This is a genomic window from Amycolatopsis sp. FBCC-B4732, assembly GCF_023008405.1.
Taxonomy (GTDB): Bacteria; Actinomycetota; Actinomycetes; order Mycobacteriales; family Pseudonocardiaceae; genus Amycolatopsis; species Amycolatopsis pretoriensis_A.
Genome location: NZ_CP095376.1, coordinates 805,708 through 819,902, shown reverse-complemented (window position 1 = coordinate 819,902; position 14,195 = coordinate 805,708). Strand labels below are relative to the sequence as shown.

General features: G+C 71.2%; 12 protein-coding genes and 2 tRNA genes. 4 read left to right on the top strand and 10 right to left on the bottom strand.

Annotated elements, in window-relative coordinates; translation table 11 throughout:
• Nucleotides 1–138 precede the first annotated feature (138 nt).
• Both MUY14_RS02920 and MUY14_RS02915 read right to left on the bottom strand, forming a co-directional pair.
• The gene (locus MUY14_RS02920) at nucleotides 139–1,236 is read right to left on the bottom strand and encodes a hypothetical protein (protein WP_247020514.1); all 1,098 of its coding nucleotides are present in this window, start codon (nucleotides 1,234–1,236) and stop codon (nucleotides 139–141) included.
• A 79-nt stretch (nucleotides 1,237–1,315) separates the two neighbouring features.
• Nucleotides 1,316–1,744 (bottom strand): helix-turn-helix domain-containing protein, encoded by a 429-nt coding sequence (locus MUY14_RS02915; RefSeq protein WP_247020512.1) that lies wholly within the window; start codon nucleotides 1,742–1,744, stop codon nucleotides 1,316–1,318.
• A gap of 152 nt (nucleotides 1,745–1,896) precedes the next feature.
• Between MUY14_RS02915 and MUY14_RS02910 the strand changes: the two genes are divergently transcribed.
• On the top strand, nucleotides 1,897–2,307 hold the full coding sequence (locus tag MUY14_RS02910) for a hypothetical protein (RefSeq protein WP_247020510.1): 411 nt from the start codon (nucleotides 1,897–1,899) through the stop codon (nucleotides 2,305–2,307).
• Nucleotides 2,308–2,365: 58 nt separating this feature from the next.
• Here the strand turns inward: MUY14_RS02910 and MUY14_RS02905 are convergent, their stop codons facing one another.
• From MUY14_RS02905 to MUY14_RS02895, 3 genes are all read right to left on the bottom strand, one after another.
• Nucleotides 2,366–2,566: a hypothetical protein gene (locus MUY14_RS02905; protein WP_247020508.1), complete on the bottom strand. Its 201-nt coding sequence runs from the start codon at nucleotides 2,564–2,566 to the stop codon at nucleotides 2,366–2,368.
• An 88-nt stretch (nucleotides 2,567–2,654) separates the two neighbouring features.
• Complete coding sequence (locus tag MUY14_RS02900; RefSeq protein ID WP_247020506.1) at nucleotides 2,655–3,197, bottom strand: type 1 glutamine amidotransferase domain-containing protein; 543 nt, start codon at nucleotides 3,195–3,197, stop codon at nucleotides 2,655–2,657.
• Nucleotides 3,198–3,278: 81 nt separating this feature from the next.
• Nucleotides 3,279–4,832, bottom strand: a complete 1,554-nt coding sequence (locus MUY14_RS02895; protein ID WP_247020504.1) for a SpoIIE family protein phosphatase — start codon at nucleotides 4,830–4,832, stop codon at nucleotides 3,279–3,281.
• Nucleotides 4,833–4,970: 138 nt separating this feature from the next.
• On the opposite strand from MUY14_RS02895, the gene MUY14_RS02890 reads away from it, so the two are divergent.
• On the top strand, nucleotides 4,971–9,656 hold the full coding sequence (locus MUY14_RS02890; RefSeq protein WP_247025039.1) for a HAMP domain-containing protein: 4,686 nt from the start codon (nucleotides 4,971–4,973) through the stop codon (nucleotides 9,654–9,656).
• Here the strand turns inward: MUY14_RS02890 and MUY14_RS02885 are convergent.
• Nucleotides 9,608–9,681 (bottom strand) — tRNA-Gly (locus MUY14_RS02885). The genes MUY14_RS02890 and MUY14_RS02885 overlap by 49 nt on opposite strands.
• Before the next feature lie 78 nt (nucleotides 9,682–9,759).
• Here MUY14_RS02885 and MUY14_RS02880 point away from each other — a divergent pair.
• Nucleotides 9,760–9,833, top strand: a tRNA-Pro gene (locus tag MUY14_RS02880).
• Nucleotides 9,834–10,026: 193 nt separating this feature from the next.
• Here the strand turns inward: MUY14_RS02880 and MUY14_RS02875 are convergent.
• Both MUY14_RS02875 and MUY14_RS02870 read right to left on the bottom strand, forming a co-directional pair.
• Nucleotides 10,027–10,797, bottom strand: a complete 771-nt coding sequence (locus MUY14_RS02875) for an alpha/beta fold hydrolase (protein ID WP_247020502.1) — start codon at nucleotides 10,795–10,797, stop codon at nucleotides 10,027–10,029.
• On the bottom strand, nucleotides 10,794–11,585 hold the full coding sequence (locus MUY14_RS02870; RefSeq protein ID WP_247020500.1) for an NAD(P)H-binding protein: 792 nt from the start codon (nucleotides 11,583–11,585) through the stop codon (nucleotides 10,794–10,796). Before MUY14_RS02870 ends, MUY14_RS02875 begins: the two co-directional genes overlap by 4 nt.
• 67 nt (nucleotides 11,586–11,652) lie before the next feature.
• On the opposite strand from MUY14_RS02870, the gene MUY14_RS02865 reads away from it, so the two are divergent.
• Entirely contained in the window at nucleotides 11,653–12,018 is a 366-nt protein-coding gene (locus MUY14_RS02865) for a helix-turn-helix domain-containing protein (RefSeq protein WP_247020498.1), read from the top strand.
• Here the strand turns inward: MUY14_RS02865 and MUY14_RS02860 are convergent.
• Complete coding sequence (locus MUY14_RS02860; RefSeq protein ID WP_247020496.1) at nucleotides 11,991–12,569, bottom strand: hypothetical protein; 579 nt, start codon at nucleotides 12,567–12,569, stop codon at nucleotides 11,991–11,993. The two genes, MUY14_RS02865 and MUY14_RS02860, sit on opposite strands and share 28 nt — an antisense overlap.
• 25 nt (nucleotides 12,570–12,594) lie before the next feature.
• Nucleotides 12,595–14,157 carry a carbohydrate-binding protein gene (locus MUY14_RS02855; RefSeq protein WP_247020494.1) on the bottom strand — a complete coding sequence of 521 codons (1,563 nt, stop codon included), beginning with the start codon at nucleotides 14,155–14,157 and terminating at the stop codon, nucleotides 12,595–12,597.
• Between the last annotated feature and the right edge of the window lie 38 nt (nucleotides 14,158–14,195).

Below are 14,195 nucleotides of genomic sequence, written 5' to 3'. Positions count from 1 at the left end.
GCTGATCTCCCACTCTGCACCGCGGTGGACGGCGCCCCTGCCCGGGCTTCGCTCACCGTGTCCGGCAACGGACAGTGCTCAGCCTACGACATGCCGTTCACAGTGTGAACCAGGGCAAAGGGCCTTACCTGCCAGGGACTATGACCCCCAACGCAGTTCGCGCCAGGAGATTCCACCGTCCGTGGTGCGGTACACGGCCGAACCGCCCGCGGCATCCGGCTGACCGTCCACGACGACTCCCGTGCCGCGGCCGGGGAAGTCGAGATCGGCCAGCCCGAGCCCGCGTTCGGACAACGCCGTCGTCGTCCAGGTGCGGCCGCCGTCGGCCGTGCGGTGCAGGAACCCGACGCCCCCGCCCACCGCCGCGACCGTCGCGGTGGCCGGCGAAGCGGCGGCGAACCCCTGCGTGATCCCGGTGTACGGCGCCTCGTCGCTCCCGCTGAACGCCCCGCCGAGCTGCGGGGCGTGCCGCAACCGCCGCTCGGTCGAGCCGGGCTGCGGCGACCCGGGACTGCTGCTGCACAGCGCCACGACCTGCCGGTCCCGGACCCCGGCGAGCGACGCGACCGACCCCGCCGGGCAGGGCGGCTCGGCCCGGGTGAAGCGGACGCCGTCGCGCGAGGTCCAGTACTCCTCCGTGCCGTAGTCCGCGCCGAGCGCGACCTGGAGCCCGCCGCCGGCGGAGAGGTCGCCGTAGGTCAGCGCGCCGGTGGCCGCGAACCCGGGCACTCCGGCCAGCACCGGCGAGCCGGCGACGGCGGAGTACAGCCGCGTCGAGCCGCGGCCCTCGCCGTAGGCCGTGAGCACGGCGAACACCCGCCCGCCGGTTTCGGTGATCTTCGAGAGGTAGTACGGCTCGCGCGCGCCGATGAGGCCGACCGGGTGCCAGGTCGCGCCGCCGTCCCGGGTGGTGCGGACGTGGACGCCGTCGCTGACGTACGCGACGCGGGCGGAGACGAACGTGAGCGCGACGTGGTTGTGGTTGTCCGGCAACGGCATCGGCGGCGCACCCAGCCGCCGCCAGTGCGTGCCGCCGTCGGTCGTGCCCACCAGCGCCGGGCACCAGCTCTTCGCGCACGGCGAATACCCGAGGACGTACCCGGTGTCCGGGCCGGTCCAGCTCGTCGACGCGGGCCGGAACCCCGCCGGTACCGCGGTTTCCGCCGACGCGGGGAGGACGGGAAGAACCAGGAGAGCGAGGACGGACGCCAGCAGCGCCGGGATTCTCATGATCACGTGGACGTCCCGCACGGGGCCGGGTTGCCCGCCCCGCCCGGGATTCCCACGCGCGGCTCAGCGCGCGGCGGCCGGGAGATCAGGTCAGGTTTTCGGCGATCGACGCCACCCACCGCAGCAGGTCGGCGCCCGCGGCGAGGTCGCCGAGCACGATGATCTTCATCGTGGCGCGGTCCTCGTCGTGGATGGTCTCCACGCGCAGGGGCCGCTCACCGCCGTCCCGCGGGCCGTTGACCGAGGCCACGACCATGGTCGAGAGCCGGTCCGCGCCGGCCCGGTCGATGCCGCCCAGCTCGACGACGCCCGACAGCTCGGCCGTCCGCGCCGCCCCGGCCCGCTCGGCGACCGGCAGCCCGGTGAACGCCTCGAGGTCGTCGGCGGCGATCCGGTACTGCTTGCCGATCCGGACCGCCTTCAGCCGCCCGTCCCGCACGTAGTTCCGCACCGTCCGGACGTGCAGGCCGAGCTTCGCGGCGACCTGCTCGACGGAGAAGACGTCCTGCGCCATGACCCTCCTTGAGTTCCCCAAACAACCCTAACATGACGCATTTTTCGGAAATTTGAGGAACGCGCGGTTTACCCGTCCGGGTGACGGGTATTCCCCCGGGGCCACCGTACGCCCAGATGCGTCCACATCGGACAGTCGAAAGGACGGCGACGATGCCGTATCCCCCGCCCCAGGAGCCGTACGAACCGCGCTATGAACCGGCCACGACGGAAGAAGTCGTCGAGCGGACCCACCCGCGGATCCGGGTCGTCCGCACGGTCAACGCCCTGATCCACCTCGTGTGCGCGGTGTTCGCGCTGGTCCTGGCCGTGCACATCGTGCTGGTGCTGGGCGAGGCCAACTCGGCGAACGGCTTCGCGCACCTGATCAGCGAGTGGTCGGCCGGCGTCTCGCTGGGCCTGCGCAACCTGTTCACGCCGGATTCGGAGAAGCTGGCGACGTTCCTCAACGACGGTCTCGCGGCGGTGATCTGGCTGGTCATCGGGGCGATCCTGACCGACGTCATCACGCGCATCGGCGCACCGGGGCCGCGCCGGGTCTGGTACCGGCGCAGCTACCGCTGACCCGGACGTGAAGAAGGCCTCCCCGGCTCGACCGGGGAGGCCTTCTTCACGTCCGTCGTCAGCCCTGCGGCTGTTCGGCCACCGGTTGCGCCGGCTCCGGCTCGCTGACCGGCCGAGCCTGGTCGGCGGGGTCGGCGGGGCGGGGTACCGGAACGCCCACGGGGGCGATCGCGTCGAAGTGCTCGCGGCACCAGCGGCCGTAGCGCCTTGCCTGCACCGTCATCGCGTCCACCTCCTCTCGCCGGGCGATCCTCGTCACACCCTCAGCGTCCTCCGCCGGGGCACCGAATGCCAACAAATTTAAGCGGGACTTAACACGCGCGTCCGGGTGAACGTCTACAAAGGACTCAGCCCGCGAACGAGCGCACGACCTCGCGGCAGAACGCCGGCAGGTCGTCCGGGTTCCGGCTGGACACCAGGCCGTTGTCGACCACCACTTCTTCGTCGACGACGGTGGCGCCGGCGTTACGCAGGTCGGTGCGGATACTCGGGTACGACGTCAGCCGGCGCCCTCGTACGACATCCGCTTCGACGAGCGTCCACGGACCGTGGCAGATCACCCCGACCGGCTTACCGGCCCGGACGAAATCGCCGGCGAAGCGGACCGCGTCCGGGTCGATGCGGAGGTTGTCCGGGTTCATCGTGCCGCCGGGCAGCAGCAGCGCGTCGAAGTCGTCGACGCGGACGTCGGCGACCTTCCGGTCGACGGGGAAGCGGTCGCCCTTGTCGATGTCGCCGTTCATCGCCTGGATCTCGCCGGTGTCGAGGGACACCAGCTCGACCGTCGCGCCCTCGTCGAGGACGGCCTGGCGCGGCTTTTCGAGTTCGACCTGCTCGACGCCGTCCGCCGCCAGGATCGCGACGCGGCGTCCGTTCAATGCGTTCGCCATGAGACTCCTGTCATCGGGATCGATGCACGGGGAATTACCCCCTCCGCGTGCGGCCAAACCCGGTCCACAAAGGACAGGAGTTCACTCGGGGCACTCGATGGCCAGCACGGCGATGTCGTCGTGGGCCGAGCTGCCGAGCCAGTCCCGGACGGCCTGCCGCAGCCGCCGCACGACCTCGCGGGCCGGCTCCCCCGCCGCGGCCGTGAGCACCGCGCGCAGCCGGTCGTCGCCGAAGAGCTCCGTCGGGTCGTGGCGGTTGCGGGCCTCGGTGATGCCGTCGGTGTAGAGCAGGCACATCTCGCCGCGCTCCAGCCGCACGCCCGCCTCGGCGAACCGGGCCTGCGGCGAGATGCCGACCAGCGTGCCGGGGACGGTGACCTCCTCGACCACGCCCGAGCGGCGGATGATCAGCGGCGCCGGGTGCCCGCCGGAGGCCAGCGTCAGCTCGACGCCGCCGTCCGCCGGGCGCGCGGTGCCGAGCACGAGGGTGGCGAAGCGGCTGCTGCCGCCGGCGATGAGCAGCTCGTTGAGCAGCCGCAGCAGCGTGCGGCCGTCGCGTTCGACCATGGCCAGCGCGGTCAGCGCGTGCCGGACCCGGCCGGTCAGCGCCGCGGCCTCCGGGCCCTTGCCGCAGACGTCGCCGAGCACCAGGAACGCGCTGCCGTCGTCGTGCGGGAGGACGTCATAGAAGTCGCCGCCGACCGCGAGCACCCCGCCCGCCGGCTCGTACCACGTCTCGAACCGGGTGCCCTCGAGCTCCGGCGGGTCGATCGGGCGCAGCGTCGTCTCCAGGCCGCGGGTGGCCTCTTCCTGGCGGGCGTAGCGCTGGGCGTTGGCCAGCGCCGTCCCGGCCGCCTTGGCGAACTCGACCACCGCGCGGGTCTGGTCGGTGCCGAACTCGGGGTCGGCGCGCCGGCCCAGCAGCAGGGCACCGGTGACGCCGGCGCCCGCGCTCGGCCCGAGCGAGACGACCGAGACGTCGGCGTGGCCGGCGAACCGGTCGGCGACGACCGACGGGAGCGTCGCCACCTCCGGCGCGGGCACGGGCGCGAGCTGGGGGCGGCCGAGGGCGCCGAAGGTGGCCGCCAGCACCGGCGCGACCTGGGCGGGGACCCGCCGGATCCGGCCGTGGCCCTGCGCGGCCGGGCCCTCACAGCTCCACCACTCCCACCGGCCGCGGGTGGTCGGGAGCAGTACGAAGACGGTTTCGGCCAGCGCGGACGCGGCCAGCTCGGCGATCACCCGGGCGGTGCCGTGGCGCCCGCGCGCCCCGGCCAGCCGGGGCCCGGCCTCGGCCAGGAAGTCGCCGACGTGCCGCTGCGGGACGTCCTCCGCTTGCACGGTCCAGGCGTGCCAGCCGCCCGGGAGGGCCCGGATGCGGGCCGGACGCCGGTGGCCGGCCACCTCTACGTGGCCCGAGGTCTCGGCGATCGGGTGCAGCCGCGGCTCGGCGCCGCCGGTCAGGGTGCGCGCCGCCGGGTTCGCCCAGCGCAGCTCCCCGTCGGCGTCCTGGACGAACACCGCGTCGCGCACGTCTTCGAGGACGGCCCGCCCGAAGGCGTCGAAGCCCGGCGGCCCGTCCTCACCGGCGATCGACGGCAGGGCCGCCGACGCCGGGGCCGGACGTGACACCATGCACGGACCTCCTGCCTCCGGACTGCTGTCGCACGGCTACCGCGTGGTGGGCGGACTGGCTCGAAGTGTAGGGCGAATCATGGCACGCTGGGTCGACGACCATGGCTGGCGCATGCGTGGTGGAGAGGGTCGGCACACATGACAACGGAATCCCAGAGCGAAGCGGCCGCGCTGGAACGGCTGCTCGTGGCGGTCCGGGATCTCGGGGACGGCAACTTCCGGCGGCGGCTCGTGCCGCACGGCGACGGCATCTCGGCGCAGCTCGCGGTGGCGTTCAACGACATCGCCGAGCGCAACCAGCGGCTGGTCAGCGAACTGCTGCGGGTGCGGACGGCGGTCGGCCAGGAAGGCAGGCTGCTCGAACGGCTGGAGGGCCAGGTCGGCCCCGGCGGCTGGAACACCGCCGTCGAAGCCGTCAACGGCCTGGTCGAGGACCTCACGCGGCCGGCGATCGAGCTGGAGCGCGTGCTCGGCGGCGTCGCGGACGGCGACCTGTCCCAGCCGATGACCCTCACGCTGGACGGCCGGCCGCTGCAGGGCGCGTACGCGACCCTCGCGAAGACCGTCAACGGCCTCATCGCGCAGCTGTCGCGCTTCGCCGTCGAAGTGACGAGGCTCTCCCGCGAAATCGCGGGTGAGGGACGTCTCGGTGGCCAGGCGGTCGTCCCGGGCGTGTCCGGCACCTGGCGCGACCTGACCGATTCGGTCAACTTCATGGCCGACAACCTCACCGAGCAGGTCCGCAACATCGCCCAGGTCACCACCGCCGTCGCGCGCGGCGACCTGACCCAGAAGATCAACGTCGACGCCCGCGGCGAGATCCTCGAGCTCAAGAACACCATCAACACCATGGTCGACCAGCTCTCGTCGTTCGCCGACGAGGTCACCCGCGTCTCCCGCGAGGTCGGCTCGGACGGCAAGCTCGGCGGCCAGGCCCAGGTCGCGGGCGTCGCCGGGACGTGGCGCGACCTCACCGACTCGGTCAACCAGATGGCCGACAACCTGACCGACCAGGTCCGCGGGATCTCGCAGGTGGCGACCGCGGTGGCCAACGGCGACCTGACGAAGAAGATCGACGTCGACGCCCGCGGCGAGATCCTGCAGCTGAAGAACACGCTGAACACGATGGTCGACCAGCTTTCGGCGTTCGCCGGCGAAGTCACCCGGGTCGCGCGCGAGGTGGGCTCCGAGGGCAAGCTGGGCGGCCAGGCGGAGGTGGCGGGCGCGGCCGGGACGTGGCGCAGCCTCACCGACTCGGTCAACGGCATGGCCGACAACCTGACCGACCAGGTCCGCAACATCTCGCACGTGACCACGGCCGTGGCGCGGGGCGACCTGACGCAGAAGATCACCGTCGACGCACGCGGGGAGATCCTCGAGCTCAAGACGACCATGAACACGATGGTCGACCAGCTCTCCGCCTTCGCCGACGAGGTCACCCGCGTCGCGCGCGAAGTGGGCACCGAGGGCCAGCTGGGCGGGCAGGCGCAGGTCCCGGGGGTCGCCGGCACCTGGCGCGACCTGACCGGGTCGGTGAACTTCATGGCGAACAACCTGACCACCCAGGTGCGCAACATCGCCCAGGTCGCGACCGCCGTCGCGCGGGGCGACCTGACGCAGAAGATCGCGGTCGACGCCCGGGGCGAGATCCTCGAGCTCAAGACCACGCTCAACACCATGGTCGACCAGCTCTCCGCCTTCGCCGACGAAGTCACCCGCGTCGCCCGCGAAGTCGGCACCGAGGGCAAGCTCGGCGGCCAGGCCACCGTGCCCGGGGTCGCGGGTACCTGGAAGGACCTCACCGACAACGTCAACTTCATGGCGAACAACCTGACCGACCAGGTCCGGAACATCGCCACGGTGACGTCGGCGGTCGCGAAGGGCGACCTGACCCAGAAGATCACCGTCGACGCGCGCGGCGAGATCCTCGAACTCAAGACCACGCTCAACACCATGGTCGACCAGCTCTCCGCCTTCGCCGACGAAGTCACCCGCGTCGCCCGCGAAGTCGGCACCGAAGGCATCCTCGGCGGCCAGGCCACCGTGCGCGGTGTCGCCGGGACGTGGAAGGACCTCACCGACAACGTCAACGTCATGGCCACCAACCTGACCGACCAGGTGCGCAGCATCGCCACGGTCGCGACCGGCGTGGCCAACGGCGACCTGTCGAAGAAGATCTCGATCGTCGCCCAGGGCGAGGTCGCGGCGCTGGCCGAGACGCTGAACGGCATGGTGGAGACGCTGCGCGCGTTCGCCGACGAGGTCACCCGCGTCTCGCGCGAGGTCGGCACCGAAGGCATCCTCGGCGGTCAGGCGCGGGTCCCCGGCGTGGCCGGGACCTGGAAGGACCTGACCGAGAACGTCAACTTCATGGCGCACAACCTGACCAGCCAGGTGCGCAACATCTCGCAGGTGACCACCGCGGTCGCGAAGGGCGACCTGACGAAGAAGATCGACGTCGACGCCCGCGGCGAGATCCTCGAGCTCAAGACCACGATGAACACGATGGTCGACCAGCTCTCGGCGTTCGCCTCCGAGGTCACGCGCGTGGCGCGCGAGGTCGGCACCGAGGGCAAGCTCGGCGGCCAGGCCGAGGTCGGCGGCGTGTCGGGCACCTGGCAGCGGCTCACCGAGAGCGTGAACCAGCTGGCCGGGAACCTGACCACGCAGGTCCGCGCGATCGCGCAGGTGGCGACCGCGGTGACGGCGGGCGACCTGACCCGGCACATCACGGTCGACGCGTCCGGCGAGGTCGCGGACCTCAAGGACAACATCAACCAGATGATCGCGAACCTCAAGGAGACGACGAGGACCAACCGCGAGCAGGACTGGCTGAAGACGAACCTCGCGCAGCTGTCGGGGCGGATGCAGGGCCACCGCGACCTGGCTTCGGTCGCCGCGCTGATCCTGTCCGAGCTGGCCCCGCTGGTCCGCGCCCAGCAGGGCGCGTTCTTCCTGGCCCGCGACGACGACCGCGACGGCACGGTGCTGGAGTGCATCGCGGCCTACGGGCTCGCGCAGTCCCGCGCCGGCCTGCGCTTCGGGATCGGCGAGTCGCTGATCGGCCAGGCCGCGGTCGACCAGCGCACGATCCTGGTCCACAACGCCCCGCCGGAGTACGCGCTGATCTCGTCCGGCCTCGGCTCGGCCGCGCCGGTGAACCTGATCGTGCTGCCGGTGCTGTTCCAGGGCGAGGTCCTCGGCGTGCTGGAGCTGGCCTCGGTCAACGAGTTCAGCACGGTCCACCAGGACCTGCTGGAGCAGCTGCGGCACACCATCGGCGTCAACGTGAACACGATCCTGTCGAACTCGCGCACGGAAGCGCTGCTGACCGAGTCGCAGCGGCTGGCGCAGGAGCTGCGGGCGCGGTCGGAGCAGCTGCAGGCCCAGCAGGGCGAGCTGCGGCGGTCCAACACGGAGCTGGCCGAGAAGGCCGCGCTGCTGGCCCAGCAGAACCGCGACATCGAGGTCAAGAACAGCGAGATCGAGCAGGCACGCCAGGAGCTGGAGGAGCGCGCCGGGCAGCTGACGGTGGCGTCGCAGTACAAGACCGAGTTCATGGCGAACATGTCGCACGAGCTGCGGACGCCGCTGAACAGCGCGTTGATCCTGGCGAAGCTGCTCTCGGAGAACCCGGAAGGGAACCTGACGGAGAAGCAGATCCAGTTCGCGAAGACGATCTACGCGGCCGGGTCCGACCTGCAGCAGCTGATCAACGACATCCTCGACCTGGCCAAGGTCGAGGCGGGCCGGCTGGACATGCAGATGTCCGACATCACGCTGCCGGAGCTGGTGGACTACGTCGAGTCCCTGTGCCGGCCGCTGACCGCGGACAAGGGCCTGGAGTTCGCGGTCCACATCGACCCGCCGGTGCCGGGCAGCGTCCACACCGACGAGCACCGCCTCCAGCAGATCCTCCGCAACCTGCTCTCGAACGCGGCGAAGTTCACCGACGAGGGCGGCGTCCGCCTGCGCATCCGCGCGGCCGACCCGGCGGAGGTCGAGCAGGAGGCGTTGCGCAACGCGCCGGGCATCATCGCGTTCGCGGTCGAGGACACCGGGATAGGGATCCCGGAGGAGAAGCTGGCGGTCATCTTCGAGGCGTTCCGCCAGGCGGACGGCACGACGAGCCGCAAGTACGGCGGCACGGGCCTGGGCCTGAACATCAGCCAGCAGCTGACCGAGCTCCTGGGCGGCGAGCTGCGCGTGGTGAGCGAACCGGGCGTCGGCTCGACGTTCACCCTCTACCTCCCGGTGGCGGCGGCCAACCTGGTCGACCCGGCGGTCACGGCCCTGTCCTCCCCCCGCCTCCCCCCGGTCCCGAGCACGGTCCTGGTGGCGGCCCCCGACGTCACGCCCAAGCGCTTCCACGGCGAGAAGGTCCTGATCGTCGACGACGACCTGCGCAACGTGTTCGCCCTGGCCGCGGTCCTGGAACAGGCCGGCCTGGAGGTCATCTACGCGGAGACGGGCGTGGACGGCATCCGGGCCCTGGAGCGCAACGAGGACACGGCCCTGGTCCTGATGGACGTGATGATGCCGGAGCTCGACGGCAACGCGACGATCGCGGCGATCCGAGCGGAAGCGGCCAACGCCGACCTCCCGGTGATCGCCGTGACGGCCAAGGCCACCGCGGAGGACCGGGCCAGGACGCTGGCCAGCGGAGCGGACGACTACATCACGAAGCCGGTGGACACCGACAAGCTGCTGGACGTGATCGCCGCATCCCTGGAGGCCGACGCCGCTTCAGCCCGCGACGCCGCCTCCTACGAGAGTGGAGCGGGTGACGGGAATCGAACCCGCGTAGCTAGTTTGGAAGACTAGGGCTCTACCATTGAGCTACACCCGCGTGCCCCCGAGGTACCCGGGTGCGAGGCCAGCTTAGCGTGACGCGCTAGGCTGACCGCACACCCCCCTGGGGGTGTGCCGGGATGTGGCGCAGCTTGGTAGCGCATTCGCTTTGGGAGCGAAGGGTCGCAGGTTCAAATCCTGTCATCCCGACCGGATTCCGTGGGTGGGGTGTGTCCGCGGAACGCGCGGACTTCCCCCGGAATCCGGGTGTTGCCCGGGGGCCGAGCCCCCGGACCCCCACGGTGCCTTCGGTTCCCGTTGACAGGTGTGCCCCGGCTCGGCCGGGCCTGGGGTGGGTGGGAACTCTCCGGTGGCAGTGTCGCCGTCGCGCCGCAGCCGTACGTCAGCGGGCTGCGGCTCCGCTGATCCTCTCCAGCCACTCCGCCAGCACCGCCGCCAGGGCTTCCGGTTGGTCCTCCGGGGTGTGGTGCCCTGCCTTCTCCGGGCGGTGCACCACCTCCAGCGACGCGAAGTTCGCGGAAAACCACTCGACCATCGACGACGTCAGCATCGTGCCGAAGCCCGGCTCGAACGTCACCAGCAACTTCGGTACGGCGGACGACGACAGCCAGCGGTCGAACGCCTCGATCCAGGACACCACCGACGCCGGCTCGCCGCCCAGTGGCATCGACCGGGTCCACTGCAGCACCGGGCGAAGGTCCTGGGACGCGTACTCCGGGGGCAGGAAGTCGCCGATCATCGACTCGCCCACCCCCGGCGTCTTGAGAGCGCGGAACACCTCGGCCCCCGCGGGCGGGAACTCCGCCCACGACATCGGCTTCAGCACCGCTTCCGTGAACGCCAGCGCCCGGACCCGCGAAGGGTGGCGGGACGCCCAGTCCGCCGCCAGCGCGCCACCCCAGTCGTGGCCGATCAGGACCACGTCGTCCAGCGCCAGGGCGTCGAACCAGTCGTCGAGGTGGCTCGCGTGGTCGTCGAACGTGTACTCGATGTCCGGCCTCGGTGAGTCACCCATGCCGATCAGGTCCGGTGCCAGGCGGCGCCCTGGCAGGGACGGCATCACGGTGCGCCACAAGCGGGACGACGTCGGGTTGCCGTGCAGGAACACCAGCGGTGCTCCGCTGCCTTGCTCCTGATAGGACAGTGCGGTCACTTGAACGCCCCCGCGAAGCGCGCGGCCCACGCCGCGAACGGACGCGGCGCGCGGCCCAGGATCCGTTCCACGTCGCGGCTCACCTGTTGCTCCGACGGCGTCGGTGCGCCCAGGATGTCCAGTGTGGACTCCGCCACCTCCGCCGGCATGAAGTTCAGCATCGCCGCGAGGGCCTCGTCGCGCGTCTGCGGAACGAACCGGACCGGCTCCCCCACCGCCTCGCCGATGACCGCCGCCTGCTCGCGCGGCGACACCGGGGACGGGCCGGTCAGGACATACGTCTTTCCTGCGTGCGACGGGGAAACCAGCGCCGCCGCCGCGACCGCCGCGATGTCCTCCGGGTCGATCACCGGCAGGGCGACGTCGCCGAACGGTGCCGCGATCGCACGTGAAGTGCGCACGCTTTCCGCCCACTGGAACGCGTTCGACGCGAACCCGGCCGGACGCAGGATCGTCCACTCCGGACTCGACGCCCGTACGGCGTCCTCGAACACCGCCGGGTGCCGTCCGGTTCCGACGCCCTGCGACGACAGCAGCACCACGCGGGCGGACCCGGTCCGCGCCAGCACCGGCTCCAGCGAGCCCTGGAACCCCGGCGGCACCATCAGGAACACCGCCGACACGTCCTCGAATTCCGGTGGCGAAGCCAGATCTCCTTGCCGGACAACCACTCCCGGCGGCGCGTCGGCGATCCGGCGGGACACCGTCGTCACTTCTTCCCCGGCCTCCGCCAGCTGGCGCACCAGCGGGGCTCCGACATTTCCCGTTGCTCCCATGACCACGATCATGGGAACGACGCTACATTCGCCGGTATAGTAGGTACCTAGAGGAAAGTAATGGCTGGAGGCCCGAAAAGTGACCAGGACCACACCCGAGCTGGCCTGCCCGATCGCGCCGGTCGTGGACATCGTGTTCAGCCGGTGGACCACGCCGATCCTGTGGGCCCTCAACGAATTCGGCCGGCAGCGGTTCGTCGAACTCGAGCGCCGGATCGCCACCATCACGCCGAAGGTGCTCACCCAACGGCTGCGACAGCTGGAGCGCGACGGCCTCGTCGTGCGCACCTACCACGCCGAAGTCCCGCCGCGGGTGGAGTACGAAATCAGCGAGCTGGGCCGCAGCCTGGGCCCGCTGTTCGCCAGCCTCGCCGAGTGGTCGCCCCACCTCGACGAGGTCGAACAGGCCCGGGCGGCTTACGACTCCCGCAGCTCGGCCAAGTAGGCCTCGGCCGCGGCGACGTCGGCGGCCGGGGCGCTCGCCCGCTCGCGTTCGAGGGCGGCCGAAAGGATCTTCGCGGCTTGGGCGACGTCGCCGCGCGAGTCGCCCTGGACGACGGCGTTCTCCAGCGCCCGGCCGAGCTTCGTGGTCGCGAGCGACGCCTGCTCGCGCGAGACGATCCGGATCCAGTTGCCGCCGGGGTCGACCACGCTGAAGCCGGTCAGGCCCCCCATGTTCTTGCGCACGCGCGGCCGCGTCATCCGCGGGATCCCCTTGACCAGCAGTTTCCCGTGCGCCGCACGCATCCCGGCGGCGAACGCCTCGAACAGCGCGCCGATGTCGGGGACCTGCACCAGACAGGTGCCGTAGGACTGCTCCGGATCGAAGCCCGGCATCCCGAAGAAGTGCAGGTGCAGGTCCTCGCGCCGCACCGCGACGTACGGGTTCGGGCGGAGCTGCCGGTACGTCCGCTCGAACCCCAGCATCGCGTAGAACTCCGCGATCTCGTCGACGTCCCCACACGGCAGCAGGGGCGTCGTCACCTCACCGGCCATTGATCTCGTACCCCATACGAAAAGGCTACTGCGAAATGTCCAGATAATCCAGGTTCGCCGGGCCGTCGGCGGTGGTCGCGGTGAGCCGTACGGTGTGCGTGCCCGCTGTGAGGGGCACCGGACGGGCGACCGTGCTCCACGTCGTCCAGGCGCCGGTCGGCGGGAACGGGACGCCGGTGGCCACCACCGCGCCGTCCACCGCGATGTCGACCGGGCGCGCCGCCGTCGTGCCGTTCGCGTAGCCGAACGTGAGCGTCGACGCCGGCCCGCTCACCTGCCACTCGACGTAGCTGCCCACCGCGTTGGCGCCGTTCGCGAAGCCCGTTCCCGAGAAGCCCGCGTGGTTCGCGTCCACCGTGCCGCCGGGCGAAAGGGTCGCGGATTCGGCTTCATAACGGGAACTCCGGGACGACACGCGGTACAGCACCGTCGCGTGCGAGGGCACCGACGCGCTGATCGTGCCCGTGGTGGTCCGGACCGCCTTGCTCCACAGGTCTTTCAGCGTGTACGAAGACGCGCCGCCGATGCCGGTCGCGGACGCGGTCGTGCCGATCGTCGCCGTCGCCGCCGTCTCGTTGGACAGCGCCACCGCCCGGTCGCCGTCGGCGAGCACCTTGCTGTAGACGACGAGCCCGCCGTTCGCGCTCAGCACGGTCGCCTGCTTGCCCAGCGGGTCCTGGTCGAGCGCGATCACGTCGGTGTTCTCGAGGATCGCGAAACTGTCGGCCGACGCCTTCCGCAGGTCGCTGCCGATGAGCAGCGGCGCCGCCATCATGGCCCACAGGCTGAAGTGCGTGCGGTACTCGGCCGCGGTCATGCCGCCGTTGCCGACCTCCAGCATGTCGGGGTCGTTCCAGTGCCCGGGGCCGGCGTACTGCGCGAGCCCGCGGTTGGTCTGCGCCTTGCCGATCATGCTCGACCACTTGTCGGAGATGTCACCGGTGGTGCGCCACAGGTTCCCGACCGGCGCCGCCCACGTCCACGGCTTGTTCTGACCCCACTCGCAGATCGAATAGGCGATCGGGCGCCCGGACTTCGCGAGCGCGTCCCGCATCGCCTTGTACCGCTGCTGCGCGTCGGCACCCTGGTTGTTGCAGTTGTCGTACTTCAGGTAGTCGACGCCCCAGGAGGCGAAGAGGTTCGCGTCCTGCTGCTCGTGACCCAGCGCACCGGGGAAGCCGGCGGTGTTGCACGTCTTCGTCCCGGCGCTGGTGTAGATGCCGAACTTCAGCCCCTTGCCGTGCACGTAGTCGGCGAGTGCCTTGATGCCGTGGGGAAAGCGCGCGGGGTCGGGGACGAGGTCACCCGCCGCGTTCCGCGACGGCAGCGCCCAGCAGTCGTCGATGTTGACGTAGGTGTAGCCGGCGTCCTTGAGGCCCTTGCTGACGAAGATGTCGGCGATGCCCTTGATCATCGCCTCGCCGAACTCGGGGCGGCACTGCGTCGAGTTCCAGTTGTTGAAGCCCATCGGCGGTGTCCGCAGCAGCCCGTTTTCGAGCGCCGACGCCGGGGGTGAGCCCAGGACGAGACCGCTTGCCGCGATCGCCAGCGCGGCGGCCGCGCTCGCGATGCGCCGAAGTGAGGACATGCGTGCTCCCGGAGGTGAGTAGGGCGACCTCCGGTTAG

Coding starts and splice junctions, on each gene's coding strand:
- MUY14_RS02855 (WP_247020494.1), bottom strand. CDS start 14,157: ATGTCCTCACTTCGGCGCATCGCGAGCGCGGCCGCCGCGCTGGCGATC.
- MUY14_RS02860 (WP_247020496.1), bottom strand. CDS start 12,569: ATGGCCGGTGAGGTGACGACGCCCCTGCTGCCGTGTGGGGACGTCGAC.
- MUY14_RS02895 (WP_247020504.1), bottom strand. CDS start 4,832: ATGGTGTCACGTCCGGCCCCGGCGTCGGCGGCCCTGCCGTCGATCGCC.
- MUY14_RS02910 (WP_247020510.1), top strand. CDS start 1,897: ATGCCGTATCCCCCGCCCCAGGAGCCGTACGAACCGCGCTATGAACCG.
- MUY14_RS02915 (WP_247020512.1), bottom strand. CDS start 1,744: ATGGCGCAGGACGTCTTCTCCGTCGAGCAGGTCGCCGCGAAGCTCGGC.
- MUY14_RS02900 (WP_247020506.1), bottom strand. CDS start 3,197: ATGGCGAACGCATTGAACGGACGCCGCGTCGCGATCCTGGCGGCGGAC.
- MUY14_RS02890 (WP_247025039.1), top strand. CDS start 4,971: ATGACAACGGAATCCCAGAGCGAAGCGGCCGCGCTGGAACGGCTGCTC.
- MUY14_RS02870 (WP_247020500.1), bottom strand. CDS start 11,585: ATGATCGTGGTCATGGGAGCAACGGGAAATGTCGGAGCCCCGCTGGTG.